21 protein-coding genes are annotated in these 26,051 nt (G+C 55.4%); 5 read left to right on the forward strand and 16 right to left on the reverse strand.

The window, feature by feature from the left end; translation table 11 throughout:
• The first annotated feature begins 476 nt into the window (after window positions 1–476).
• Both A3GO_RS0117730 and A3GO_RS0117735 read left to right on the forward strand, forming a co-directional pair.
• A complete protein-coding gene (locus A3GO_RS0117730; RefSeq protein WP_084610217.1) occupies window positions 477–1,496 on the forward strand; it encodes an acyltransferase family protein in 1,020 nt (339 codons plus the stop codon).
• A gap of 155 nt (window positions 1,497–1,651) precedes the next feature.
• Window positions 1,652–2,311, forward strand: a complete 660-nt coding sequence (locus A3GO_RS0117735) for a hypothetical protein (RefSeq protein WP_029134541.1) — start codon at window positions 1,652–1,654, stop codon at window positions 2,309–2,311.
• A 121-nt stretch (window positions 2,312–2,432) separates the two neighbouring features.
• On the opposite strand, the gene rfbC is transcribed toward A3GO_RS0117735, so the two are convergent.
• The 4 genes from rfbC to rfbB are packed head-to-tail and all read right to left on the reverse strand — an operon-like array spanning window position 2,433 to window position 5,958.
• Window positions 2,433–2,981, reverse strand: a complete 549-nt coding sequence (gene rfbC / locus A3GO_RS0117740; protein ID WP_029134542.1) for a dTDP-4-dehydrorhamnose 3,5-epimerase — start codon at window positions 2,979–2,981, stop codon at window positions 2,433–2,435.
• 57 nt (window positions 2,982–3,038) lie between these two features.
• On the reverse strand, window positions 3,039–3,920 hold the full coding sequence (gene rfbA, locus A3GO_RS0117745) for a glucose-1-phosphate thymidylyltransferase RfbA (RefSeq protein WP_029134543.1): 882 nt from the start codon (window positions 3,918–3,920) through the stop codon (window positions 3,039–3,041).
• Window positions 3,917–4,861, reverse strand: a complete 945-nt coding sequence (gene rfbD, locus A3GO_RS0117750) for a dTDP-4-dehydrorhamnose reductase (RefSeq protein WP_029134544.1) — start codon at window positions 4,859–4,861, stop codon at window positions 3,917–3,919. The genes rfbA and rfbD overlap by 4 nt, the downstream gene beginning before the upstream one ends.
• Window positions 4,858–5,958 (reverse strand): dTDP-glucose 4,6-dehydratase, encoded by a 1,101-nt coding sequence (gene rfbB, locus A3GO_RS0117755; RefSeq protein WP_029134545.1) that lies wholly within the window; start codon window positions 5,956–5,958, stop codon window positions 4,858–4,860. Before rfbB ends, rfbD begins: the two co-directional genes overlap by 4 nt.
• A gap of 513 nt (window positions 5,959–6,471) precedes the next feature.
• On the opposite strand from rfbB, the gene msbA reads away from it, so the two are divergent.
• The 3 genes from msbA (at window position 6,472) to A3GO_RS0117770 (ending at window position 10,747) form a co-directional block, all read left to right on the forward strand.
• Window positions 6,472–8,244: a lipid A export permease/ATP-binding protein MsbA gene (gene msbA / locus A3GO_RS0117760; protein WP_029134546.1), complete on the forward strand. Its 1,773-nt coding sequence runs from the start codon at window positions 6,472–6,474 to the stop codon at window positions 8,242–8,244.
• Between the two features lie 7 nt (window positions 8,245–8,251).
• Entirely contained in the window at window positions 8,252–9,181 is a 930-nt protein-coding gene (gene lpxL, locus A3GO_RS0117765) for an LpxL/LpxP family Kdo(2)-lipid IV(A) lauroyl/palmitoleoyl acyltransferase (RefSeq protein WP_037375895.1), read from the forward strand.
• A 336-nt stretch (window positions 9,182–9,517) separates the two neighbouring features.
• Entirely contained in the window at window positions 9,518–10,747 is a 1,230-nt protein-coding gene (locus A3GO_RS0117770; protein WP_029134548.1) for an O-antigen ligase family protein, read from the forward strand.
• 99 nt (window positions 10,748–10,846) lie between these two features.
• On the opposite strand, the gene A3GO_RS0117775 is transcribed toward A3GO_RS0117770, so the two are convergent.
• The 12 genes from A3GO_RS0117775 to murU form a co-directional block, all read right to left on the reverse strand.
• Window positions 10,847–11,950 carry a polysaccharide pyruvyl transferase family protein gene (locus tag A3GO_RS0117775; RefSeq protein WP_084610221.1) on the reverse strand — a complete coding sequence of 368 codons (1,104 nt, stop codon included), beginning with the start codon at window positions 11,948–11,950 and terminating at the stop codon, window positions 10,847–10,849.
• Between the two features lie 148 nt (window positions 11,951–12,098).
• Window positions 12,099–13,121, reverse strand: coding sequence for a mitochondrial fission ELM1 family protein (locus A3GO_RS0117780; RefSeq protein ID WP_084610223.1), 1,023 nt, complete (start codon window positions 13,119–13,121; stop codon window positions 12,099–12,101).
• Complete coding sequence (locus A3GO_RS0117785; protein ID WP_169720424.1) at window positions 13,109–14,116, reverse strand: glycosyltransferase; 1,008 nt, start codon at window positions 14,114–14,116, stop codon at window positions 13,109–13,111. Before A3GO_RS0117785 ends, A3GO_RS0117780 begins: the two co-directional genes overlap by 13 nt.
• Before the next feature lie 14 nt (window positions 14,117–14,130).
• On the reverse strand, window positions 14,131–14,949 hold the full coding sequence (locus A3GO_RS0117790) for a polysaccharide deacetylase family protein (RefSeq protein ID WP_037375897.1): 819 nt from the start codon (window positions 14,947–14,949) through the stop codon (window positions 14,131–14,133).
• Complete coding sequence (locus A3GO_RS0117795) at window positions 14,946–16,061, reverse strand: glycosyltransferase family 4 protein (protein WP_029134553.1); 1,116 nt, start codon at window positions 16,059–16,061, stop codon at window positions 14,946–14,948. The genes A3GO_RS0117790 and A3GO_RS0117795 overlap by 4 nt, the downstream gene beginning before the upstream one ends.
• Window positions 16,043–17,038, reverse strand: coding sequence for a mitochondrial fission ELM1 family protein (locus tag A3GO_RS0117800; protein WP_051302593.1), 996 nt, complete (start codon window positions 17,036–17,038; stop codon window positions 16,043–16,045). The genes A3GO_RS0117795 and A3GO_RS0117800 overlap by 19 nt, the downstream gene beginning before the upstream one ends.
• Window positions 17,039–17,260: 222 nt before the next feature.
• Entirely contained in the window at window positions 17,261–18,184 is a 924-nt protein-coding gene (locus tag A3GO_RS0117805) for a branched-chain amino acid transaminase (RefSeq protein ID WP_029134555.1), read from the reverse strand.
• 327 nt (window positions 18,185–18,511) lie between these two features.
• On the reverse strand, window positions 18,512–21,358 hold the full coding sequence (gene glnE / locus A3GO_RS0117810; RefSeq protein WP_029134556.1) for a bifunctional [glutamate--ammonia ligase]-adenylyl-L-tyrosine phosphorylase/[glutamate--ammonia-ligase] adenylyltransferase: 2,847 nt from the start codon (window positions 21,356–21,358) through the stop codon (window positions 18,512–18,514).
• A 487-nt stretch (window positions 21,359–21,845) separates the two neighbouring features.
• Entirely contained in the window at window positions 21,846–23,498 is a 1,653-nt protein-coding gene (gene groL, locus A3GO_RS0117820) for a chaperonin GroEL (RefSeq protein ID WP_029134557.1), read from the reverse strand.
• Window positions 23,499–23,551: 53 nt separating this feature from the next.
• A complete protein-coding gene (gene groES, locus A3GO_RS0117825; RefSeq protein ID WP_029134558.1) occupies window positions 23,552–23,842 on the reverse strand; it encodes a co-chaperone GroES in 291 nt (96 codons plus the stop codon).
• 168 nt (window positions 23,843–24,010) lie between these two features.
• Window positions 24,011–25,036: a M14 family metallopeptidase gene (locus tag A3GO_RS0117830; RefSeq protein ID WP_029134559.1), complete on the reverse strand. Its 1,026-nt coding sequence runs from the start codon at window positions 25,034–25,036 to the stop codon at window positions 24,011–24,013.
• Window positions 25,020–25,736 (reverse strand): N-acetylmuramate alpha-1-phosphate uridylyltransferase MurU, encoded by a 717-nt coding sequence (gene murU, locus A3GO_RS0117835; RefSeq protein ID WP_051302582.1) that lies wholly within the window; start codon window positions 25,734–25,736, stop codon window positions 25,020–25,022. Before murU ends, A3GO_RS0117830 begins: the two co-directional genes overlap by 17 nt.
• Window positions 25,737–26,051 lie beyond the last annotated feature (315 nt).

Consider the following 26,051-nt stretch of genomic DNA (forward strand, 5'->3'; position numbering starts at 1 on the left):
GCACAAGCTTCCATGGCAACGTGACAGGGTGGTTGTTTGGCCAGAAATCTCAGCAACTGCCGACGCCGCAGATTCCGGTGCCACAGCTCCTGGCCACTGGGCTTGAAGGCCACCAGCGCAAACAAATTCTTTGCTAGATCGATCCCGATGGTCGTAAGCTTATTCATGGTCTCCTCCTCAACTCATTTAGATAAAAGGGATGCTTTTATCTTGGCGCATTGCGACGCCGATTGGAGTGGGGAGGAGACCATCTCATCACCCCACGATGGCGTCAGTTATGCCGAAACAGGGAAAGTCAGGTAGAGTGGGTACGCGATTTATGCCCACCTAACTTGCGCAGCCCTGATACAATTTACGCGCTAGCCGGGACGGCAGAAGAAAAACTGAATTAAGGAACCTATTCCAGGCATCCACTGTGCATACCATCAACAACAACCGGACTGCAGACGGACGCGCAGCATCTCAACAGGCCTCGCATGGCTACAACCTGCTCTTCATTTTTCGCGAAGAGCAGCAGCACTATCCCGTTCTTACCGGCATCCGTGGCTGCGCTGTGGGTACTGCTATATCACGCCTGGGTATTGGCAAAACCACGTCCGGTTATCGTCGACATCTGGGACTGGCAGGTCGACCTCACACCTTTTTTTCCGGCGGTTCGAGCGGTGTCCCCATTTTTTGTGCTGTCCGGATTCCTGCTCGGCCTCCCTTTCGCTCAGTGGCAGGCGGGACGACGCGACCGCCCACAACTGCGGCCATACTTGTGGCGACGGGTCATGCGCGTGTTTCCTGCCTATTATGCCCAGCTGGCACTTTTGATACTCATCACCTGGCTGCCGCATGGCCAGATCCCGCCGCAGGATGGTGCTACGCTCTGGCGCCATTTATTGATGCTGTTCAATCCGCCCCCCCTGGGCACCACGCCTATCAATGCCGTCTGGTGGACACTACCTATTGAGTTCAGCTTCTATCTGGCGCTCCCTTTCCTGGCGTTGCTGCTGCGGCCGAGGCGTTGGTGGTGGCTGTTGATCCTGACCCTGGCAACCACGTGCCTGTGGCGCGCCGTGAGTGTCACGCTACTAGCGGATTCCTTGGTACCTGCACGGGTCCTGATGTCGTACCAGCTTCCCGGCTCGCTGGACTCCTTCGGGCTGGGCATGCTTGGAGCGGCGCTGTATGTGCACCGCATCCACCTGGGATTGCACAGACTGACGACAAGACAACTTGGCGCTTTGGGATTGGGCGCACTGGGGCTCATGGTGGGATTGCTCTACTGGGGCCACTACCACTATCTCGATTACTGGACCCACAGCCTGCTGTTTTACACCTGGACACCACTGTTCGCCGTCGCAGCGGTAGCCCTGCAGTTCGCCGTCGACGGCTACCGCCTGCCCTACCTGCTGACGGCTGCTCTCGGCCTGACTCTCCTGGCTGCCGCTCTCTCCTATGCCCTCATTGAGCGGCCCTGTATGCGCCTGCGTCACCAACCACCACGCTAAGACGCGCCATGCGCGCATGAAACACTGGAACACATACCACACCCGGGCAGTCGAAATGCACCCGTGTGCTATTCTGATATATACCATCAAGGACGCAGGGATATCTTGAATGGCATAAAGTGTTTAATAAACAATAGATTAAAGAGGGAATTTTAATGAACATCAAAACATTGACCAAGAGTGTCATCACCTCAACATTACTGGCCCTCTCAGGCCCATCTTTTGCCCTGGACATCGCCGTTTCACCCATCGTGGATTTTTCCGGCTGGGACACCATGCCAATTAACAACACGATTTCACTTTCAGCGTCAGGCGCTGACAATTTGCAGAGGGTGACTACCGACAGCATGGCAGAGGCGTTTGCCGCTAATGTTAGTGTCAATTCTGCAAACTGTACTGCATTCTGCATGGCTCGAATCAGCCGAAATATCGGGACCATTAATGGCAGCCCTGTTTATGCCGAGGTACGCATAGGAAGCTGGGAAGGCACACCCAAGGCTGTCTATTACAGCATTCGGATATTTGACACAGACACTCAGACTTTCGTAGACGAGGTCTCAAGGGGGTATTTCGGTGACACCAATGGTGAAAACTGGAGTCTTGGTGAAAGCATCGGACTCGCCATGGGCATTGAAGATCAGGTTGCCGTCTTTTACAGTGGCAACCGGGCCATTATTCTGGAGGTGGATCTGCTTGGACAGTTGACTCCCCATGACGCCCCTCAACCATACAGGCTGGATCTCTACAGTCAGGAGGCGGGCGACAGTATATCTGCCACTTTCGATGGGTTCCTGGACATCTCTCTTGATATGTAACAACGCATGCAATATCGGATCAGCCCTTCCAGATAGAACCTGAAAGGGCTCAACCACAAACCCCGCCGTCACCGGCGGGGTTTGTGGTGTTAATTACCTTGTAATACTGAATAATGTCCTTTCAGGCAAAGCACTCGGCCTGCCGCAGCAAGGCTCCGTTTCGATCTTTTGCAGAGGCAATGGTTTCGTGCCCGGTTGGCCAGTCAATAGCGATATCGGGGTCCGCCCACAGAATGCAGCGCTCGAACTCCGGAGCGTAATAATCGGTTGTCTTGTAAAGAAACTCTGCACATTCAGAGAGGGCAACAAAACCATGCGCAAAGCCTTCGGGAATCCACATCTGCCGCCTGTTTTCTGCCGACAGGATCTCCCCGACCCAGCACCCGAAGGTGGGAGAGTTACAGCGGATATCCACGGCCACATCAAACACACTGCCATTCACCACCCGTACCAGCTTCCCCTGCCCTCTGGGCGGCAGTTGATAGTGAAGCCCACGCACTACACCCCGGGAGGATTTCGAGTGATTGTCCTGCAAGAAGTTGACCGCTCCACCGATCAAGGCCTCAAAGCTCCGCCGGTTATAGCTTTCAAAGAAGAACCCCCGTTCATCTTCAAATACCCTGGGTTCAAGCAGCTTTATATCAGGGATGTCAGTGTCAATGATTTTCATGGTGAGTGGTGCCGTACATGTTGTATCCGTTATGTGATAAAACGGTGAAGCAAAGATTTATAGTAACGGCTCTTTCAGTAACTGTATCAGGTACTGGCCATAATCATTCTTTAGCATGGGTTCCGCCAACCGTTGGATCTGCTCTGCATCAATCCATTTCTGTCGGTAGGCGATCTCCTCCAGACAGGCGATCTTCAAACCCTGCCGCTGCTGGATGGTCTGAACAAATTGATTGGCCTCAAGCAAACTCTTGTGCGTACCTGTATCCAGCCATGCATACCCCCGGCCCATCAGTTCCACCGATAAAGCACCCTGCTCAAGGTATAACCGATTCAGGTCAGTAATCTCCAGCTCTCCGCGTGCGGAGGGAGCGATCCGCTTGGCATAATCGACAGCCAGATTGTCGTAGAAATAGAGACCAGTGACCGCATAGTTTGTGCGCGGCCTGGCCGGTTTCTCTTCGAGACCGATCACCTTTCCGGATTGATCAAACTCGGCAACACCATAACGCTCCGGATCCTGAACATGATAGGCGAAAATAGTGGCACCTTGTTCCCGGGCGCTCACTGAATTGAGTCGCTCATGTAGCGAATGTCCATGAAAAATATTGTCCCCGAGGATCAGCGCAGACGGGACGTCACCGATAAACGGCTCGCCGATAATAAGGGCCTGCGCCAGCCCGTCGGGGGAGGGCTGCACTGCATACTGTATCTCCAACCCCCATTGTGACCCGTCACCCAGCAACTCCCTGAAGCGCGGAGTGTCGTTGGGAGTGGATATCAGGAGAATCTCCCGTATTCCCGACAACATCAAGGTGGAGAGCGGATAATAGACCATCGGCTTATCAAACACCGGCAGCAGCTGCTTCGAGATCACCTGCGTTGCAGGGTAGAGACGGGTACCTGCACCGCCCGCCAAGATTATGCCTTTTCGTTTCATACCATCTTCCGCTCAATGAGCCGTTCAACCAATCGCTGAATACCTGTCTGCCAGTCTGGCAATTCAATACCGAATCTCCCGACCAGTTTATCCGTGTTGAGACACGAACTTGCCGGTCGTTTCGCCAACACCGGATACTCTTCAGTGCTGATCGGCTTCACGCTCTCCGGATCAACACGCAACGAGACACCCTGTCGTTTCAGTTCTGCCAGCAGGTAAACCGCAAAGCCGTGCCAGCTGGTTCTGCCTTTTGCCGCGAGATGATAGGTGCCGGTAATTTCGTCCCATGAAAAAAAACCGGCCTTACTCTCTTCCACTCCCGGCAATGTCGTCCCGCCGTTATCAATACGCTTCAGTACCGACGCGGTAACATCCGCAATCAGCCCGGAACTGGTGGGCGCACCAACCTGGTCATCCACCACTGCCAGCTCCTCCCTTTCCCGAGCCAGGCGAATCATGGTTTTGGCGAAATTGGTTCCATGCTCGGAGTAGATCCAACTGGTACGGAATAGCAGGTGTTTGCAGCCAGACTCAATTATTGCTTTCTCGCCTTCCAGCTTACTTTTTCCATAGATATTGAGCGGCCTTTTCGGAGCATTTTCCAGGTAGGGCAATGTGCTGGCGCCGTCAAATACATAGTCGGTCGAGTAGTGCACCAGCCCCACATCCAGGCGCCTCGCCTCGTCCGCCAGCACGGCCACTGCCTGTGTATTAACCCGGTACGCAAGCTCCGGCTCCGCCTCGGCCCTGTCTACCGCCGTGTAGGCGGCTGCATTGACTATCAACCCCGGCCCAACCTCACGTATCAGCGCACGCAGACCGTCCACATCCTGAAACGGTACCTCCTTTTGATTGCAAGCCTTGATCCGGCCCAATAGTGCCAGTGAACGCTGTAGCTCACTCCCCACCTGCCCGTGCGCGCCAAACAGCAGAATGATCATCGGTAGTGTGTATCGATCCAGTTGCGATATTCGCCACTTGTAATTGCCTCAACCCATGACTGGTTTTGCAGATACCACTCCACCGTTTTGCGGATTCCTGATTCGAATGTCTCCTCGGGCCTCCAGTCCAGTTCCCGCCCAATCTTACTGGCGTCAATTGCGTAGCGCCGGTCATGACCGGGACGGTCGGCAACATAGGTCACCAGCCCCCTGAAACCCCGCGCCTGCGGGCTACGCCGAGAGTTAATAGCGGAGGCTAGCGAATTCATATTTTCCGGCACCAGCTCTTCCAGTAGATCACAAACTGTGTACACAATATCGATATTGGTGATCTCATTGAGGCCGCCAATATTGTACACTTCACCCACCTTGCCAGCGCACAGGACCGAACGAATGGCGCTACAGTGATCACTCACATAGAGCCAGTCCCGTATCTGTTGGCCATCCCCGTATATAGGTAGCGACTCACCTGCCAGGGCATTGTGGATCATCAGCGGGATAAGTTTCTCCGGAAATTGATAAGGGCCGTAGTTATTTGAACAATTAGTCGTCAGTACCGGTAGCCCGTAGGTGTGATAATAGGACCGTACCAAGTGATCAGATGATGCCTTGCTGGCACTGTAAGGGCTGTTCGGCTGGTAGCGATTGGTCTCGGAAAAGGCCGGCTCACCTGCTTCCAGGGAGCCATACACCTCATCGGTGGAGACATGGAGACAGCGAAAAGCGGCCTTGGCATCACCCTCCAGCTGCCGCCAGTAAGCGCGCACCGCCTCGAGCAAACGGAACGTGCCGACTATGTTGGTCTGGATAAAGTCTTCCGGGCCATGAATAGAGCGGTCAACGTGAGATTCCGCCGCAAAGTTGATGACAGCACGCGGCCGGTACTCCTGCAACCGCGCGAGGAGCGAGGCATAATCACCAATATCACCCTCTATAAATTGATAGCGTGGATCGCTCTCAAGGGTGGACAGATTTAGACGATTGCCTGCATAGGTGAGCAGATCAAGATTGATCACCTTCTCATCACTCTGTGCCAGCCAATCGAATATGAAGTTGGTGCCGATAAAACCGCAACCGCCAGTGACAAGTATGCTCACGACACCTTCCCGATTGTCCAAACTATGACTCTGTAGATTGACATCATGCGACTAAAATTGAGTGGTCGGCTTCACTCTACGCTTAATCCATGGACCTAACACACAACAGGCACAGCCGCCAATGTATTGAATCCGCCACAACCCTTAACCCATCCAGGCATAACAGAACCAAGACAGTACGGCTGAAAAATAGATCCCTTAGGGACAAATCATGCCGATGGAGTAAACCACCAGGCAATCTCGAACAGTGGGAATTGGTTAAGGCCTGCACCTTACAAATCGCTGCTAAATATAGCGTTAGTACCCGTAAAAACGCAAACTTATCCTCAGCCAGCGCAGGGAAGAGATAATCCTGCACCCTCCTCATCCTGGCTTTTCTGCCGGCACTACGTCAGTGTTGATCGATCCCCTCTGCACCACAGATCGATTATCGGTTATCATGCCACGAAAGGCAGACAATACCCCTTTCCAAACAGTTAGTTAATAAATCGCCTGGAGCAGTCCCACCGCCCTATGACATCCCTCGCCCAGTACAAAAGGCTCCTGCAACATGTCCGCCCGCATTGGCGGATATTCCTGGTTTCCATCCTGGGAACCATCGTACTGGCGGCCACCCAGCCCGCCATGCCCTATCTGATGAAGCCCTTGCTGGACGGCAGTTTTGTCGAAAAAGATCCACAAATGATCATCCTGGTACCCCTGATGTTGATCGGTCTGGCCCTGATCCAGGGCCTGGCGACTATTGTCAGCTCGGTTGCCATGGAGTCTGTGGCCACCCGGGTGGTGCTCAATCTGCGGGAGTTAATGCTGCAAAAGCTATTGGTCCTGCCCACCCGCTTTTATGACAATCATTCGGCCGGCGTGGTGCTATCCAAGGTGACCTACGATGTGGAACAGCTCACCAGCTCGGCCTCTTCCGTGATCGTCACCCTGGTCCGGGACTCGGTGGCCATACTCGGCTTGCTGGGCCTGATGCTCTACCTCAACTGGAGACTGACGCTGATCGCCTTCGCGTTAATCCCCGCCGTGGCATTCTTCGTCCGTGTAGTCAGTAAGCGCTTACGCATAATCAACCGCTCGCTGCAGAAACGCATGGGGGAGATGACCCATGTGCTGGAGGAGGTGATCGCCGGCAACAAGGTAATCAAGTTGTTCGGCGGCCATGCACATGAGACAAGCCGCTTCTTCGAGTCGGCCAACAAGGTACGCCAATTCAAAATGAAGGCGGCGCTTGCTCACAACAGCAGTGTTCAGGTAAATCAGCTGCTGGCAGTCTGTGGTCTGGCGTTGTTGGCCTACTTGTCAGCCCAACAGTCGGCGACCGGCAGCTTTACCGTCGGCGAGTTCGTCGCCTTCTTTGGCGCCATGGCCATGATCCTGTCGCCGCTGAAAAAGCTCACCAGCATTAATAATGAACTGCAACGGGGACTTGCCGCAGCTGAAAGTGTATTTGAACTGCTTGATGAGCAGCCGGAGCCGGACCAGGGCAAGATCGATCTGCCGTCACCTAATGGATTATTGGAGTGGCGTGACCTGGAGTTCCACTATGGGGAGCACAGGGAGCACAGGGAGCACAGGGAGCAAAGCGAGGATAAGGCAACTCCCACCCTGGGCGATATCCAGCTTAAGGTCGCACCGGGTGAAAACATTGCGCTGGTCGGCCCCTCCGGCAGCGGCAAAACCACCCTGGCCAGCCTGATACCCCTGTTTTACCGGCCCAGCCGCGGCCAGATCCTGATTGACCAGACCGATATCTGTGACCTGCCTCTATCGGTGCTGCGTGCCAACGTCTCCCTGGTGTCCCAGGATGTCTTCCTGTTCAACGACAGCATTCGCGCCAATATCGCCTACGGCATCAACAGCCAAGCCACGGATGAGCAGATCCGGGAAGCGGCCCGTGCCGCCAATGCCCTGGAGTTCATTGAGCGGATGCCGGAAGGACTCGACACCACCATCGGGGATAACGGGGTCAGACTCTCCGGCGGCCAGCGCCAGCGCCTGGCCATTGCCCGCGCCCTGCTAAAGGACGCCCCCATCCTGATCCTCGATGAGGCCACCTCCGCCCTCGATACGGAATCCGAACAACTGATCCAGGAGGCGATGGATCGACTCAGATCGGGCCGGACAACCATCACCATCGCGCACCGACTCTCCACCATCGAAAACGCCGATCGTATCGTGGTACTGAAAGATGGGCATATTGTTGAATCCGGCTCCCACAGTGAACTGCTCGCTCAAGGCGGTCTTTACAAAAAACTCCATCAACTCCAGTTTTCTGCTGGATAAACACCGCATGACAACCGAAACTGCACAGCAAGACAGATTCCCCTGGCAACGTTTTATTCACCCCCGTTTCTGGCCCACCTGGATCGGACTGGGAGTCCTCAGACTGCTCAGTCTACTGCCCTTCAACATCCAATTGAGTATCGGCCGACAACTAGGCCGACTCGCGCGATACCTGTTACCACGACGCGCACATATTGCCCGCACCAATATCAGACTCTGCTTTCCTGATCTATCTGCCGAGCAACAACAACAGCTGCTGAAAAAACATTTTGAAGCGATCGGTATGGGGATTTTCGAAACCTCCCTATCTTGGTGGGGTAGTGATGATGAACTGAAAAGCCGGGTCAGGATTGCCGGCCTTGAACACATTAAACAAGCCCGTGAAAGCGGCAAAGGGCTACTGATGGTCACCGGACACTTCAGCATGATGGAATTGACCGGACACATGCTGGGCCTGCACAACCCAACCGGCGCACTGTACCGTCCCATGAAAAACCCGCTGTCGGACCTGCTGCTGCTGCGAGCCCGCCAACGTCGACTAGGCCCCCTGCTTACACGGGACAACACCCGAACCATGACTCGCTGCCTGCGTCGTGGACAGGCGATTTTCTACGCCTATGACCAGAACTACGGCCTGGATCATGCCCTGTTTATCCCATTCTTCGGTATCCCTGCCGCCACTATAACCGCCACCTCGCGCTTTGCCGCCATGGGCAAGGCGACGGTAATCGCCTATTTCCCCAGGCGTCAGGCTGATGGCACCTATGTTATTACCGTGCACCCCCCACTCGAAGGATTTGGTGCCGGTAATGACGAACAGGATACCCGGCACCTCAATACCCTGCTGGAGCAGGCGATCCTGGAAGCACCAGAACAATATTTCTGGATTCACCGACGATTTAAGACGCGACCAGCCGGGGAACCTGCAGTTTACTGAAAATATCATGAAGCAGGGGAAGGAAGCAGTGAGTGTTCAATTACTTACTCGCAATTAATAGTGGACCGACAACAAACCAGTCATCATCCGCCACTGCAGATCCACAATTTTAGAAATCATCATAGCGACCGGCAGAAAAGTCGCAAAGACAGCGCGGGACAGTAGAATGCTTCAAATGAGATGCAACCGTGACACCATTTTCATCAACAGGAAAAGTGCAATACCGCAATCGATATTTCTCACAACGACTCGCTTGGCATGCGGGCAACCTGCATGTAAAGTTCCCTCTTTTTTAGAAATTCTTATCCCGATAAGGCCGCGCAAAAAGGTGTAGAAATGACGTTCCGCCTCCATGACTTTTTAACAACATTTGATTTTGATAAAACGGCACTGTGGTTTTTGGGGATTCTGGGCTTTAGCCTTTCATTTTCACCAGCCCTGGTCAGTATCTCGCTAGGTTTTATTCTGTTGCTGTTTTTGCTGGAGCGGCGTTATAAAGCACGCCTCGCCTTGGTGGCGGGGCAACCGCTGAGTTATATAGCCTTGGCCCTGGTTGCTTTACATATAGTGGGTTTTTTATGGACAAGCGATACCGACATGGCGGGGCAAACCTTTTCACGCGGATGGAAGTTTTTGCTTATACCGTTTTTTATGATGTACATGCGACGGGAAAATGTACCGTTTTTGCTCGCGGCATTTTTATTGGGAATGGTATTGAGTGAGCTGACCTCGTATCTGCTTTGGCTAGGCGTTATAGCACCGTTTGGCAAAGCCACGGATGCTATTCCGTCGCCTTTTATGTCCTACCCCTACTATACGATTTACGCATCACTGACGGCAGCATTGCTCGTCCATTTCTTACTGTTTGATAGACCAAAAGATCGCTGGCGTTTGTTAGCTGTGATTGGATTTTTGGTTGCGGTGCTGGTTAACCTTTCGATCACGGGCGGCCGAGGGGGGCAAGTGGGTTTTTTCGTCCTACTGTTTGTACTGTTAATGATGTATTTTGGCCGGCGCTGGCTAAACGGGGTAGTCACATTTGTGTTGGCGAGCGCGCTTTTATTCTATTCGGCCTATCAATTTATACCCGTATTTCAGGAAAGAGCCGACCTCGCCATCGAGGAGGTCATGCATTTTGAAGAGGGTGGACAAAACAGCTCAGTGGGCATTCGCATCGCACTCAACATAAATTATTTCAATGCTTTCCTGGAAGCTCCGTTGTTTGGGCATGGCACGGGTAGCTATTTGGATGCCTATGCGCGTGCAAATGAACGCAGCGCCTATCAGACGCATATAACGCAACCCCACAATATGTACTTGGTGATGCTGGTGCAATTTGGCCTGCTGGGCGGCACCCTATTTATGGCAATGTTTGGCTATATGTTGTGGCAGGGCTGGCACTCTACCGATGCATTGCGAGCTTTTCGCGTGGCCTTCCCTATATTTTGGCTGACAGTGATGTGGGTTAATTGGTATCTATATAGCCACCACACATTCTATGCATTTTTATTTTTAACCAGCATCTTGTATACGCCTGGACCTTCAAAGGAGAATCACGCCACCTGAAACTTCCGCTTGTACAGACCTTGTTCTTGTGGCAATCGAGTCAGATGACGAATAGTGTTTGACTACGTGCATATGTGCAAAAATATTTTACGTTATCGACTATACCGCAAGCCGAATAACCTCATCAGCACGCTGCTCGCTATTCACTGCCAATAATTGCCCCAATGCCTGATGATCATTCAGCGCATATTTTATCTGTGTCTCACAATCCGCCAAATCATGCCAGTCGATCGGATCAATTGGATAAGACAGAAGCTCCATCAGGCCCTCCATTTTATGCGTATTCCCTTTAAATGGCACAACCGGCGTTCCCTCCCTGGCGGCAAAGATATTCGGGTGGAAGCGTCCACCGACCAATAGATCCGCTCCAGAGATAACCGCCAGAGCACTGCGATAATCATAGGCATCAGTCATAACCATTACCGATGGATCATGTGCCCGCAGAATCTTTGCAAGTGCCTTGTCCGTCTTGGTACTGGCCATCATGACAACAGGCAGACCGGATACCTGTTTGAGGCACTCATATAATTTAAGAAATATGTTGCCCGATCTTTTTGTGATATCGGATGAACCAGTCAGGCATACGTAGCGTTCGGGCAATTCCAGCCGGGATGCCACCTCATTTTTTTCATCCTGAGTCGCTAGCGTCACCGAAAACGCGGCATCCGGCACCAGCACCGCATCGTGAACACCAATCTGTTGCAACAATCTGAGGGATATTGGTTCACGCACGCTTACAAAATCCAGGGCGCGGTACACAATACCTAGTATTTTGGCTTCTCTACTATTGACATCCAGGTCAACAGACTGGTTGACAGCCGACACCCTGGCACCGAGTTCCTTAAACAATTTTGCGACACCCAAGAATCGCATCAGATGTCCTGATTTAGAATGAATGCCCCCCTCGCCATTTAAAACCAATAAATCCGGTAACGGACCGTCCGTATTTTTAAAATTGAGCTTTTCCAGTTGGGCGGCCAATTGCCCTGTTGTGTGTTGCGGGTCGGCCAGACATCTGGCGACCGCACTTACCGAGCGATTGCGCAGCAGTTTTATTTTTTTATATGGGAGCGGCTGTAATTCAATACTGTCCATGACAGAAGGATTGAACACGTCTGCCAAGGACTGGCGTAAGCCATGGACTGTGGCTGCACAACCCCAGTTCGAATTCTTGCTGGTATCGTTTAAAATACTGATTCTCATACCCCGACTACCCTTTAATCAATCATACTGCGAATGATCGTGTCATATATAAATGTCACATCGTATGGTCACCGCCCTGGGCACCAGATCTGTCAGGAGACAGCCATACCTAGTCGCCACCTGTATCACCCCATCTGCAACGCCACGATTATGACAACGATTTGGATAACAGATCCAGTGACTCACTTATCTGCCGCCATAGCTGAATATTTGGATCTTCTGTATGTTTCGTGGATTCAGCGTATTCTCTGGATAGCAGGTCGCTGGCCGGAACCCTGCTGATCCAACCTTTCGCAACCAGCCTACACAGCGCATTTTCATATCTGATTTCCGGTTTAAAATCTTTAGGCTGTATTGAGGTGACTGGTTTTCCGGCACTGACCGCCTCGGTCAGCATGGACAAACTGTCTTCGGTACAAAATATCTGTTCACCCGCACCGAGGTAAGCGGCCATTATTTTACGCGGTTCCGTCTTATACCAGACTGCGTCGGCAATAATAGCTGGATCCAATTGCTCGCGAAGTATTTTCTCGGCCGCATCGTCTGTTCTGCGCGATGTTGTCACCAGCCATTTTATATGATGCCTTGCTGCCAGTTGATTCATGGAATCCGCGATATCAGACCAGTCACGCGACCCATAGCGGTATTCCCGGGTACTCCCGCCTATCAGCATGGTCCATAAATGATCGCTGCTGTTATTTTTGAACTGCTTGCCTGCGGCCTCCAACTCAGACCAGCCGACCGGCGTGGGCGCCAGCTGCATGACTATATTGTTGGCAGCGCCGACCGGCTCAATAGTAAACACTCTGGTAAACAGCGATGCATCCAGACCACGCAGTGACCCGATAAAGAAGTTTTTGCATTTGTACTTATGTGCCAGCGCGATATTGATATAGGCGGTATTGCCACCGGTGGAAACAATCAGATCAGGCATATCCCCTTCCACGGCTATTTTTGTAGAATACAGTTTTTCAATCCAATGGGCATAGCGCTGTGTATTACTGTTTAACAGTTTTCGCATCAACCTTCTAAGAGGAGGGGCCTTGAGCCTGCTATCAATCCATAGCATCTCCACTCTAAAGCCATGCTCAAGCGACTTGATGAGTCCCTTGGTTTGATTAAAATGTCCGGGAACACCATCGCTCAGGCACCACACCGTCAGCTTGCGCATAACTTCCCTCTTCGTGCTACATCTTGCAACACCGCTTCGGTTGCCGACACCTGATGGTCATGTGTCAATGCTGCTTCAGCAAACTTGAACACGGGAACAAAGGTTTTCTCAAGTCGCTGCGCATCGGCCAGAGACCAGCTCAATCGGTCCGCCAGGCTATCCGGGTTTTCGATATCCGCCAACACCTCTTGGGGCAGGATTTCTGCTGCCCCCGGTACTCGTGTAGAGACTACGGGCCTGTGGCACAGCAGCGCCTCAACCAAGACCAGGGGAAAGCCTTCGCGTCGCGACGCAATAACCACCAGGTCGGTTTCCGCCAACAGGGATTCGATATCCTCCCTGTTCCCCAAAAACGAGACACGTTCGCCCAACCCCATCTCGTCCGCCAGGGACTCCAGGTGATGCCGGGCATCACCCTCCCCAACGATTTGCAATTGGACGCGCTGGTTGTCGATTTTACTGAACGCCTTTAACAGTACATCAATCCCTTTGACATGCACCAGGCGACCAATACAGGTTATGGTCCTTGCCTCCATCGCAACATCGGTCGACCGTTGAATGATTTCGGAACATCGGTTGCGACCATTGTAGATAACCGTCACCGACTGGTTTCTGATCCCCCGCGCGACACCTTTGCTGACGGCAATCAGGTGATCAAAATGCTCAAACATGCCGGTATTGCGTTTCAGGCTATGGATGGTCGCTACGCAGGGAGCGGATATCCAGCGTCGCAAACTCGTAACCATTGCCGCCGCCTTGTTCGCATGCGCATGCACAACGTCAGGCCTGATAGCCTTGATCATATTCAGCAAGCGATAAAGCGTAAGCGGGTTTTTTCTACTACGGCTCAAGTCCAACGGATGGAAATTGACTTCATTTGAAAACCTCTCCGCATAGCGGGCATGCGCGATTACATGCACTTCATTGTTTCGGACAAGCGCATTGGCCAAATCGATAAAATGATTTTCAAGGCCGCCATCCTCATTGCCAGCCATGATTTCACAGACCCTCATCGCTTCCAGCCTCGCAGGCCGGTTTTCATGCGCAACCGGAAGGCAAACATGGAGTCCTTGCCGCTGATCTTTACCCGCTTCAGCAGATAAGGATTGGAAAACCGATCCCGGTCTATACCTTCCACCGTGGTCACGGCAGATAAAAAGCCGGCATCGGCGCAAATGGATACATCCTCCGCGTCATAAATACCGAACGGGTAGGCGAAACTGCTGATGTCCTGTGCAAAGCTCTCCTGCAGTTCCGTCCTGGCAGCCACAATCTCTCTGACCTTATCTTCGCGATCCAGTCGAATCAGGTTTGCATGGGTCATGGTATGACCACCCAGCTCAACCAATCCTGAGGCAAGCATCTCCTTGACCTGCACATCGGTGAGCTTCGGCTCCTGCATCAATTCGCCGCTGTCATGATGGGATTTCTTGTTGGTGGACCAGTCACGGTCAAAGCGGTCGACTACCAGGTACAGCGTCGCCTTTGCAGCATACTTTTTCAGAACAGGAAATGCCTGCAGATAATTATCCTCATAGCCATCATCAAACGTAATCGCCACAGTTTTTTTCGGCAACGCACGGTTCTGCATCAGTTCGCCCATGGTCGCAAAGTGCCAGCCATGCTCTTTCAGCCAGCGCACCTGTTGCTCAAACATCGTAGGCTTCACCCGCAACTTGTTGAAGCGTGCGCCCGGTCGGTGATCGGACACCATGTGATACATCAGGATTCTCGGGCGATGATAATCGACAGCGGGACGCCACCAGGCGTAGCGATGAGAAAAGAGCAACAGCGCGGCACCTGCCAGCACAAGAAACAATGCGGTCATCGTGAGCACTCCGCATAAATCGCCAAGGTTTTTTCAATCATTGAAGCGTGTAAAAACACCTTGTTCTTTTCCACACAACACCTTGAGTTCAACAACTTTTTGACCCTGTTCTTTAGCTGGTCAATATCAGACAACGGAGTCAGTCCTTCAACAAACAGGGCCTTCAGTATCTCGCCAACGCCACCATGATCATAGCCGACAACCGGGACACCCATGCTCAACGCCTCCAATACGGAGCGGCCGAACGACTCCGGCTTGGTTGATAATGAGAGCACCAGGTCGGAAACCGCATACACATCACGTATATCCGAGCGATTGCCGGTGAAAGTGATGTCACCCTGCAAACCCAGGCTGGATATCTTTTCCTGCAACTCTTCGGCGTACGCCAACCTTCTGGGGTCTTCGCCCCCGACAATCAATCCGTGCACAGGCATACCGTCTTCGATAAGCATTTGGATCAGACCGATGAAATCATGGTGGCCTTTCAGTCGGGTAATACGGCCGGCCAGGGTAAGGACTTTCTTGCCCCGCAGCTGCGGGAATTCTTTATACCAATTGGTCAGCCACTCGTCTGCCGGCTTGTATCCATAGGGAAAAGCCGCCGGGTCCACCCCACGATAGACCAGGTTGATTCGCTCCGGCGGGGTCGACGGGTAGTTTTCCAGAATATATCGCTGGACAGTTTTTGACACCGCAATCACCCGCTCGCCTTTGGTCATGACCGCGCTGTAGGCGGAAACCGAGTGCAGTCCATGTACAGTTGAGATCAATCGGGGACGCGAGTGCCGGTCCATACCCCGCCAGGCCAGGTAGGCAACCCAGCCCGGAACCCGTGAGCGAAAGTGCAGGATATCCACGCCCTGCTCTTTCAGAAAACGCCGCAATGGCCAGATCAGCCGCAGGGTCCAGGGCGTCTTGCGATCCACCGGCCAGCAGAAATGCTCACTCCCTTCCGCCTCCAACTGCTGCACCATGCGCCCGCCGGCGGAGATCACCAGTGACCGATGGCCACGGCCTGCCAGGGCCTCAGCCACTTCAAGCGTACCCCGCTCCACACCGCCACCTTCCAGCGCAGGCAGCATCTGCAGGACGGTCAGTTTTTTCTCAGCCATTGTTCCACCATCCAATCGGCACAGCGGTCTGCCTCGTTGAAGCGGCCCGGCGGCACGGCTAACGCGCCTGTCTCCTGCCAGCGCCGGAAAGGCATCACCCAGCCGCCCTCGATCAGCCGCTCCACACCGCGGCTGATACGACCGGTTTTTTGCTGCTCCAGAGTAATCAACCCCACCATCGCACCCGAGGTTAGGGCTTCATAGACCATGGAGACCGAATCCTCGCTGACCCAGACGGCGCGACTCAAGTCGAGTTGCCCGGACACCCACCCGGGGCCGGTCTGTTGCCAGGGGATCAAGGTAAGATTGGCCAATTCGAGGGCGGCCATTTTATCCATACAGCCTGCCGGTGTGCGGCGGGAGTCACTCAGGACAAATCGCACTTCGGGCTGTTGCCGTACAATAGCCCCGAGCTGCTCCAGTACCGCCTCATCCCGCCAGATATAGTGGGGTGAGTTTCCGCCCAGCAGGATCAGTGCCTGCGAAGCGTCACCCCGCTCTGGTGCAACTTCTCCAGCCGGCTGTTTCGCGGCCGGGGCGCCGCTCCTACAGGGAGAGATAGTGTTCATCACACCTCTGGTGACGAATACGTTGTCTCCAGTCACGCCGTCATGCTCCGGGATCACACAGAGATCGAACAGGCTAAGCGGCAGGGAGGGTTTCATGATCAACACGGCTCTTCCACCGAAAGCCCGCCGTGCGGCCAGCAGCGCCACGTGGGTCCGGTGCCCCGCCCCCAGGATCAGGTCGGGTGACGGCAACTGGCGGCCTGGCGGAAAACAGCCGCTCAGCCACTGCGTCAGCTGGCCCAGCCGGCCGCCTACCGGTATATCGTGCCGATCAACCTTCAGTTGTCGGGCCAGGGCCAGACACAGACCGAGGGACTGGTTTTCATGTCCGGGCTTGCCATCGGTCAGCCGCCAGATGACCAGCGGCTTGCCGCTGCGCGCTTTCTGTTGCTGAAGAGTGGGAGTCAAATCTGAATCCGCTGCGTCGTGATGAAATCCAAAAAACCTGGCAATATTGACTCCGACCTCGGGCAATCGGGCGTGCCCGTCACCAGCCTCCGGACTGGTAGGATGCGGTTCGCAAGATCGTAGGCCGGATTAGCACGGCGTAATCCGACGCACCCGCTCTATCGGTCGGGTTACGCCTTCGGCTAACGCGACCTACAGCTGTCTTCTGTTTCTGAGGAGCGCTCACACGTAGGTCAGCCACTCCGGATGCTCGGCCCGGCGACCATGCACATGATCGAAATAGAGAGTCTGCAGCTTTTCGGTAATCGGTCCACGGCCACCGTTGCCGATGGTACGGTTGTCCACCTCGCGGATCGGGGTCACCTCGGCCGCGGTGCCGGTGAAGAACGCCTCGTCGGCAATGTACACCTCATCCCGGGTGATGCGCTTTTCAACAATCGGGATTCCCAGCTCTTGGGTGAAGGTGAAGATGGTCTTGCGGGTAATGCCGTTCAGCACCGAGGTAAGATCCGGGGTGTAGATGACACCATCCTTGACCAGGAAGAAGTTCTCACCCGAGCCTTCCATCACATAGCCGCTGGCGTCCAGGATCAACGCCTCATCGTAGCCATCATTCACCGCTTCCTGCAGCGCCAGCATGGAGTTGATGTAGTTACCGGTCGCCTTCGCCTTGCACATCATGGAGTTGACCTGATGGCGGGTATAGGAGGAGACGCGAATGCGGATGCCGTTTTTCAGGTTATCCTCACCCAGGTAGGCGCCCCACTCCCAGGCGGCGATCATCACATGCACGCCGAGGCTGTCGGCACGGATACCCATGCCCTCGGAACCGTAGAAACAGAGCGGCCGCAAATACGCGGAATCAAGCCCGTTCTCCCGCACCACATCGACCTGGGCCTGGTTCAGGGTGGCCTCGTCGTAGGGCATCTTCATGCCCATGATGTGGGCCGACTGAAACAGCCGTCGGGTGTGCTCTTCCAGCTTGAAAATCGCCGGCCCCTGCTCCGTCTTGTAGGCGCGGACCCCCTCGAACACCCCCAGTCCGTAATGCAGGGTGTGGGTTAACACATGCACCTTGGCCTCGCGCCAGGGCACCATCTCGCCATCCAGCCAGATCCAGCCGTCACGGTCCGCGAAATTTGCCATTTATTCTCTCCACTCAACTCAATATTGTAAATAATCAGCTATCTGCCCGACAGGGGGCTGCCTGGGTTTCGTAGGGTGGATAAGCCGGTAGGCGCATCCACCATTGCCGTGGTGGATGCGCTTTCGCTTATCCACCCTACAGCGTAGTCTGCCCGCTAATTTCGCGGCTGAAGCCGCTCCTGCCCCACCTGTAGGAGGCCCGCCCCCGGGCCGATTGGCCAGCGCACCACCATAGGGTCGATTATCGCGGCGGGCGCACCGCTCCTACAGGGCATGGCATTAGGCATCAACACCTGGAACAGAACCACAACCTCAAGACCTGGCCAGTCACGCCAGCATCAGCCGCTGCCACAACGCCTGCACCGCTTCCCGTTCCCGTAACAACTCATCCTCAGGAACCAGTCCCGGCAGCTCACTCAACGCCTTGCGATGATAGACGGCACGTAGCGCGCGGTAATTCTCAGCCAGCAGTTCCGCCACTTCCCCTTCAAACAGACGGTGCCGTGCGAGTGAGTCAAGCAGACGAATATTATCTGTCCAATCAAGCAGATCGGGGTGTTTGTACGCCCAGCGCAGAACGCTGTATTGAACCATAAATTCAATATCGGCGATACCGCCGACACCCTGCTTTATATCAAATTGCTGGCCGTTACTCTTATCCAGCGACCCACGCATCTTCTCGCGCATCTCCCGCACATCCGCACGCAGCTTTTCCGGATCGCGCTCGCGCGACAACACCTCACGGCGGATGCGCTGAAACTGCTGGATCACCGCCGGATCACCGGCCACCGCCCGCGCCCGCAACAGCGCCTGATGCTCCCAGGTCCAGGCGGCGTTTTTCTGGTATTCCTCAAATGCCTCCAGCGAACTGACCAGCATGCCGGAATTGCCGTTGGGACGCAGGCGCATGTCTACCTCGTACAGCGTGCCGGCCGGAGTGCGGGTGGTATACATATGAATCATGCGCTGACCCATGCGGGCATAGAAAAGGTCATTGGCCACCGGGCGTTTGCCGTCCGTCATCAGGTTCGGGTTGTCATTGCCATGCAGAAACACCATATCCAGATCGGAGCCATAGCCCAGCTCAATCCCGCCAAGTTTGCCGTAACCGATCACCGCAAAGCCATTTCCATCCCCACTGACATTGCTGGGCCGGCCATGCTTCGCGACCAGGAGATCCCACGCCTGCTCCATCACCTTGCAAGTAATGGTCTCGGCAATTTCGGTGAGATAATCACTCACCACCATCAGCGGAATCACGCCAGTGAGATCGGCCGCTGCCACCCGCAACATGTTGCTCTGGGTAAACTGGCGCATCCGCTCCATCTGCTGCTCCTGATCATCCTTGTCGACGGCGGCCAGGGCTGTTGCCAGTTCCGCTTCCAGGCGCTCCCTTTTAAGCGGGGTATAGAGCCTGCGCGGATCCAGCATTTCATCCAACAGCAGCGGATGCCGGGCCACCTGCTGGGCAATCCAGGGGCTGATACCGGCCAGCTTGACCAATTGGGTGAGCGCGGTGGGATTTTCCACCAGCAGAGCCAGATAGGAGGTGCGCCGGGCAATCGACTCGATAATCCGGAGTATCCGCTCCAGTGTCACATCCGGAGCCGGAGATTGCGCCACCGCCTCCAGCAATACCGGCATCAACTGCTCCATGCGATGGCGGCCACGGGTGCCCAGGCTGCGACAGGCGTGTCCCTGACGAAAACTTTCCAGCCGGGACAGCACTACCGCACCCTCGCTGAAGCCTGACTGTTCCAACCGTCCGGCGGCCTGCTCATCATCCAGCTCCTGATCCCAGACCGCCTGCAACGGCAAATCGGCCGTTACCTCCTCGCTGAGCGCGAATACATTATCGAAGTGGGACTGGACCTTGACCCGATGCCGCTCCAAGACTGCAAAGAACTGCCCCCAGTCGGTATACCCCATGGCGCGGGCAATACGCAGGCGGCCGGATTCACTCTCCGGTAGCAGATGAGTCTGCCGGTCCTTCCACGCCTGAATTCGGTTCTCCACCAAGCGCAGAAAGCCGTAGGCCTCGGTCAATTCCGTAACCTCTTCGGGAGAAAGTTGCTGCTTCTCACCCAATACCTGTAACACCGGCAGAATAGGCCGGATCTGCAGTTCGGGTTCCCGGCCACCGCGAATCAGCTGGAACGCCTGGCCGATAAACTCAATCTCACGAATACCACCCGGACCCAGCTTGACGTTGTCGGCCATGCCCTTGCGTTTCAGCTCACGGCCGATCAACCGCTTCATGTCACGGATCGATTCGATGGCGCCGAAATCAAGATAACGGCGATAGATAAACGGCTGCAACATGGCCATGATCTCCCGACCCGCTGCCGCATCACCGGCCACCACCCGCGCCTTGATCATGGCGTAGCGCTCCCACTCCCGGGCATGGGACTGGTAGTAGGTCTCCATGGCATCAAATGACAAGGCCAGCGCCCCCGCATCACCGAAGGGGCGCAACCGGGCGTCCACCCTGAATACAAAACCATCCACAGTCTGGCTGTTGAGCGCCTTGACCAACTGCTGACAGAGACGGATAAAAAACTGCTCATTGGATGTTGGGCGGGCGCCGTCAGTCTCGCCCGGCTCCGGGTAGGCAAAAATCAAATCGATATCGGAAGAGAGATTAAGCTCCCAGGCACCCAGCTTGCCCATGCCCAGCACCACCAAATACTGCTGCTCACCCGCCGCATTACGGGGTGTGCCCTGCTTCTCAGTCAGCCAGGTGTAGAGCAGGGAAAGGGCCCGCGATACACAGGCATCGGCCAACGCCGAGAGATCCTCCAGAGTCTCAGCCAACGGTGCCGCCTGGGTCATGTCACGCCAGATGATCCTCACCATCTGCTCATTGCGAAAACGCCGTAACTCCCGGTGCAATGCCGGTTCATCCGCCACTTCGTCCAACCTGGCACCTAGCAGGCGATCCAATTCTCCGTCGCTATAGCTGTGCGCCAGTACTCCGGAACGCTGCAGCCACATCAACAACTCAGGCTGCTTCAGGCAGTGCTGGGCAACGAAGTCACTCCCTTCCCATACCCTCAGCAACTCCGCCTCGAATCCCGCCACCGAACAGAGCTCGGCACCCTGTTCAGGCGATACAGACTGCCAGTGACGCCATTTGTTTTCTGCTTCTTGTGCGGGGTGTTCAGACGGCTGCATAGGTTTCTCAAAAATCTGGTTGGTCGGATTGTTCACGGAAGTGGGCACCGCCCATCGTACCGCCACTCCCGGTAAAGGTGAATGGCGGATGCGTACGCGCTTTTTCGCCGGGCAATGCCCGCGAGTGGGGGCATCCCCTATGGTTGCCCTACAGCTGTGTAGGTCGGGTTAGCCGAAGGCACGACCCGACGAGGTCGCCGGTACCGGGAGCGTGAATTGATTGTCGGATTACGCTGTCGCTAATTCGACCTACCAACTGAAGCCGTTCCGACCGGGCAAATCCGCTCACGCACATCCTTTGGCGCTGGCCTCCAGCTTCGCTCTATCGCCGCCATCCATGGAGTCGTGTGCATTGCGGTATAAACCCCTCCATGGGCGAATCGCCAAGCCAAAACAACACCAAAACAAAATTGGGACGAAACAAAAAAACCCTGCCGGGCAGCGCCCGGCAGGGTTTTGATCAGAGCGGATAGCTCCGGGACAGCGATTACATCATGCCGCCCATACCGCCCATACCGCCCATGCCGCTCATATCCGGCATGCCGCCACCAGCCGAGTCATCGGCGGGTTCATCAGCAACCATAGCCTCGGTGGTGATCATCAGACCAGCAACGGAGATGGCGTTCTGCAGCGCGGTGCGGGTCACCTTGGTGGGATCCAGGATACCCATCTCGACCATGTCGCCATACTCACCGTTGGAGGCGTTGAAGCCGAAGTTGCCTTCACCTTCAGCCACCTTGTTCACGACCACGGAGGCCTCGCTACCGGCATTGCTCACGATCTGACGCATCGGCTCTTCCATGGCGCGAGCGGCAATCTTGATACCGACATCCTGATCATGGTTGTCACCGGTCAGGTCCTTCAATGCCGCCAGGGCACGGATCAGGGCGACACCGCCGCCAGGCACCACACCCTCTTCAACTGCAGCGCGGGTAGCATGCAGGGCATCTTCCACGCGGGCCTTTTTCTCTTTCATCTCGACTTCAGTTGCGGCGCCCACCTTGATCACGGCCACACCGCCGGCCAGCTTGGCAACACGCTCCTGCAGCTTCTCACGATCATAATCGGAAGAGGTCTCTTCGATCTGGGCACGGATCTGCTCAACCCGGGCCTTGATGTCGTTCTCGGTACCGGCGCCATCGATGACGGTGGTCTCTTCCTTGGTGATCTGGATCTTCTTGGCGGTACCCAGTTCGTTCAGGGTGGCCTTTTCCAGGGTCAGACCCACTTCTTCGGCAATCACGGTACCACCGGTCAGAATGGCGATATCCTGCAGCATGGCCTTGCGACGGTCACCGAAACCGGGGGCCTTGACGGCACAGACCTTGACGATGCCGCGGATGGTATTGACCACCAGGGTGGCCAGCGCCTCGCCTTCCACGTCCTCGGCAATGATCAGCAGCGGACGGCCGGCCTTGGCGACGGCTTCCAGTACCGGCAGCAGATCACGGATATTGGAGATTTTCTTGTCATGCAGCAGGATGTAGGGATCTTCCAGATCCACCGACATGCTCTGCTGGTTGTTAACAAAATAGGGGGAGAGGTAGCCACGATCGAACTGCATACCCTCGACCACATCCAGGCTGTTCTCCAGGGCGGAACCCTCTTCAACCGTGATGACACCCTCTTTACCCACTTTCTGCATGGCCTCGGCAATGATGCCGCCGATGTTCTCATCGCTGTTGGCGGAGATAGTACCCACCTGAGCGATGGACTTGTCATCGGCGCAGGGCTTGGACATCTCGGCCAGAGCCTTGACGGCCGCAGCAGCACCCTTCTCCATGCCGCGCTTCAGATCCATCGGGTTCATACCGGCGGCAACGGCCTTGAGGCCTTCGCGTACAATGGCTTGGGCCAGCACGGTTGCCGTGGTGGTGCCGTCGCCGGCCACATCGGAGGTCTGGGAAGAGACCTCTTTCACCATCTGGGCGCCCATGTTCTCGAAGTTGTCGGACAACTCGATCTCTTTGGCAACGGAGACGCCGTCCTTGGTGATGGTGGGTGCACCAAAACTCTTCTGCAGCACCACATTGCGGCCTTTCGGACCCAGAGTGACCTTTACGGCGTCGGCCAGGATATTGACACCACGCAGCATTCTCTGACGCGCGTCATCGGAAAATTTCACTTCTTTTGCAGACATAGATACGTATTCCTTTGAAATTCAGTAAATTTAAGTGGCTCTGAGGTGCTGAATCAGCCCTCGATCACACCCATGATGTCTTCTTCGCGCATCACCAGCAGGCTCTCCTCACCGAGTTTCACCTCGTTGCCGGAGTACTTGCCGAACAGGACCTTGTCACCGACCTTGACGTCCAGTGGGCGAGACTCGCCATTGCTCAGGACCTTGCCGTTACCGACGGCAATCACTTCACCCTGGGCCGGCTTCTCGGTTGCACTGTCCGGCAGGACGATGCCACCAGCGCTGGTGCGCTCCTCTTCCATACGACGAATGACCACACGGTCTTGCAGCGGACGAATTTTCATCTACCGATTTCTCCTGATTTGGCTGTTTACACAAATTGGTGTTTTATTATCCGGCGAGACTGTTAGCACTCACCGAGACTGAGTGCTAATAATAGGGTCGATTTATCCAGAGTCAAGGGCAACAGACAGAAAAAAGCCGGACCGGGGTAACGACCCGCCTATGTCGGCTCAGAGAAGATGATCGTTGTAACGTTCCATTAGATAACAGAAGCAGTCCTGGCGGATCACCCGGCTATCCCGCGTGATCATCGACGGCATCACCGGCAACCGCAGGCGCAGTTCCCCATCGGACACCTCCAGATACCGATCGGACACCTCTGCTCCCTGCTCATCCAGCACCGTCAGTCCGGTGCCCAGCCCTTCTGCCACTCGCCCGAGCGCCGTACCACGCGGCAATTCACGAAAATTCAACAGCTCCAGATCCGGTGCCAGCGAGATATCCACATCAGCATCCGCAAAGCCGAAACTGATCGACTCCGGCACCTTGACGGTGGCTACCGTGTGAAACAGATCCAGATCCTGGGCCGCCACCGGGTGATCCGGATGCGCTGACAGATGCAGGCAGGCATCCAGGTACTCCCGCACATGGGTCACGCCCCGGGCCTGGTCGGGCTTGCCGCATTCCAGGGTCACCGCCGGACAGAGACGGGACATGGCCAGAGACTGGACTCCGGTCGGCCGGGTGAAGTAGACCACCGTGCGACTGAACAGGGCGGCCAGGTGGAGAAACGGGTGATCCAGCCGGTTGATGCAGGCGTAGTGGGGATTGATACCGGTATTGTTGTGCACATCAACGCTGGCAAACAGACCACGTGACTGCATGCGCTCCACCACCTGGCACATCATCTGTGCCTCCGGGGATTCCCGGTCATCGCCGCCCGGCCAGACCCGGTTGTAGTCAGGCTGCCCATCCAGCCTGCGTACTCCTTCGGCGGCAGCCGTCACATTGCCTATAAAGAGGGTAAGTGACCTCGGCAGCTCCCGGCTGCCACCACCCACCCTGTAGTCACTCAGCAGCTGACGTATCGCCTCCCAGCCGGTGGTCTCATTACCGTGCATCAGGACGGAGACAAAAAGGGCCGGCGACTGCCTGCCCTGAAGATGGATCAACGTGGGTGCGCGAAGGGCAGCCGCCAACTCCTGGGCATCCAGGGCCAGCAGGCCTTCCGGCAGGGACTCAAGCTCCTGCAGCATCACGCCCCCGAATTTCCGCATCCAGATCCTGCAAACGTTCCGGCGTACCAATATCCAGCCACCGCCCCGCATAATGCTCACCACTTACCCGGCCGGCAGCCATCGCCTGCCGCAGCAGGGGCGCCAGGGGAAAGGCGCCAGGAGCGCACGTGGCAAACAGCTCTGACCGATAAACGCCGATACCACTGTAGGTCAGGCACGCATCCCCAGCGTCTGACAGCAGACCGGTATCGGCAAGCATGAAATCACCCTGAGGGTTGTGTTGGGGATTATCCACCATAACCAGATGAGCCAGTGAATCGGCCGGCATTTGTGGTGGCGAAAAGGGATAGTCGGTCCAGACATCGCCATTCACCACCCAGAAGGGCGCATCACCTAGCAGCGGCAAGGCGTGGTAGATGCCGCCCCCGGTTTCCAGCGCCCCCACCGGTTCCGCCGAATAGGCAATGGAAACGCCCCATCGGGCTCCATCCCCGAGAAAATCAACCAACTGCTCGCCGAGATGGGCGTGGTTTACCACCAGCCGGTGGACACCGGCCCTGGCCAGCGCCTCAATGTGATATTCAATCAGTGGCTTTCCCGCCACCCGTAACAACGGTTTCGGGGTGATGTCCGTCAACGGGCGCATACGTTCACCGCGTCCGGCAGCCAGGATCATGGCGTGGGTCGGTGACAACGGTCTGTTCGAGCGGCTATCCATATATCAATCTCTATCGTCAATTGGAACGACGCTTAGGCAAACTTTAGTCGGACCGCTCTGTTGATATTGATCCTCTTCCATTCAGACAATTAAAAATCCTATGTCCCATTTACCTGTTGCATGAGAAGCGGCCGTCTTTAGTAGGAGCGGATTTATCCGCGAAATTGGCGGCTGAACCCATTCCTACCGCTACGCTTGGTTCCCGGAGAGGGGTTTGACCTGCAGGAGGCCCGCCCCGGGCCGAATTCGCGGCGAGGCGCCGCTCCTACCGGGCGAATCGCCAAGCCAAGCCAAAACAACACCAACACCAACACG

The sequence above is a fragment of the Sedimenticola selenatireducens DSM 17993 genome, from assembly GCF_000428045.1.
GTDB classification, from domain to species: Bacteria; Pseudomonadota; Gammaproteobacteria; order Chromatiales; family Chromatiaceae; genus Sedimenticola; species Sedimenticola selenatireducens.

Coding starts and splice junctions, on each gene's coding strand:
- murU (WP_051302582.1), bottom strand. CDS start 25,736: ATGGATAGCCGCTCGAACAGACCGTTGTCACCGACCCACGCCATGATC.
- groES (WP_029134558.1), bottom strand. CDS start 23,842: ATGAAAATTCGTCCGCTGCAAGACCGTGTGGTCATTCGTCGTATGGAA.
- A3GO_RS0117775 (WP_084610221.1), bottom strand. CDS start 11,950: ATGAGAATCAGTATTTTAAACGATACCAGCAAGAATTCGAACTGGGGT.
- A3GO_RS0117785 (WP_169720424.1), bottom strand. CDS start 14,116: ATGGCTGGCAATGAGGATGGCGGCCTTGAAAATCATTTTATCGATTTG.
- rfbD (WP_029134544.1), bottom strand. CDS start 4,861: ATGATCATTCTGCTGTTTGGCGCGCACGGGCAGGTGGGGAGTGAGCTA.
- rfbA (WP_029134543.1), bottom strand. CDS start 3,920: ATGAAACGAAAAGGCATAATCTTGGCGGGCGGTGCAGGTACCCGTCTC.
- A3GO_RS0117770 (WP_029134548.1), top strand. CDS start 9,518: ATGACGTTCCGCCTCCATGACTTTTTAACAACATTTGATTTTGATAAA.
- A3GO_RS0117735 (WP_029134541.1), top strand. CDS start 1,652: ATGAACATCAAAACATTGACCAAGAGTGTCATCACCTCAACATTACTG.
- lpxL (WP_037375895.1), top strand. CDS start 8,252: ATGACAACCGAAACTGCACAGCAAGACAGATTCCCCTGGCAACGTTTT.
- A3GO_RS0117830 (WP_029134559.1), bottom strand. CDS start 25,036: ATGCTGCAGGAGCTTGAGTCCCTGCCGGAAGGCCTGCTGGCCCTGGAT.
- rfbC (WP_029134542.1), bottom strand. CDS start 2,981: ATGAAAATCATTGACACTGACATCCCTGATATAAAGCTGCTTGAACCC.
- groL (WP_029134557.1), bottom strand. CDS start 23,498: ATGTCTGCAAAAGAAGTGAAATTTTCCGATGACGCGCGTCAGAGAATG.
- A3GO_RS0117730 (WP_084610217.1), top strand. CDS start 477: ATGGCTACAACCTGCTCTTCATTTTTCGCGAAGAGCAGCAGCACTATC.
- msbA (WP_029134546.1), top strand. CDS start 6,472: ATGACATCCCTCGCCCAGTACAAAAGGCTCCTGCAACATGTCCGCCCG.
- A3GO_RS0117805 (WP_029134555.1), bottom strand. CDS start 18,184: ATGGCAAATTTCGCGGACCGTGACGGCTGGATCTGGCTGGATGGCGAG.
- A3GO_RS0117790 (WP_037375897.1), bottom strand. CDS start 14,949: ATGACCGCATTGTTTCTTGTGCTGGCAGGTGCCGCGCTGTTGCTCTTT.
- glnE (WP_029134556.1), bottom strand. CDS start 21,358: ATGCAGCCGTCTGAACACCCCGCACAAGAAGCAGAAAACAAATGGCGT.
- A3GO_RS0117795 (WP_029134553.1), bottom strand. CDS start 16,061: ATGGCTGAGAAAAAACTGACCGTCCTGCAGATGCTGCCTGCGCTGGAA.
- A3GO_RS0117780 (WP_084610223.1), bottom strand. CDS start 13,121: ATGCGCAAGCTGACGGTGTGGTGCCTGAGCGATGGTGTTCCCGGACAT.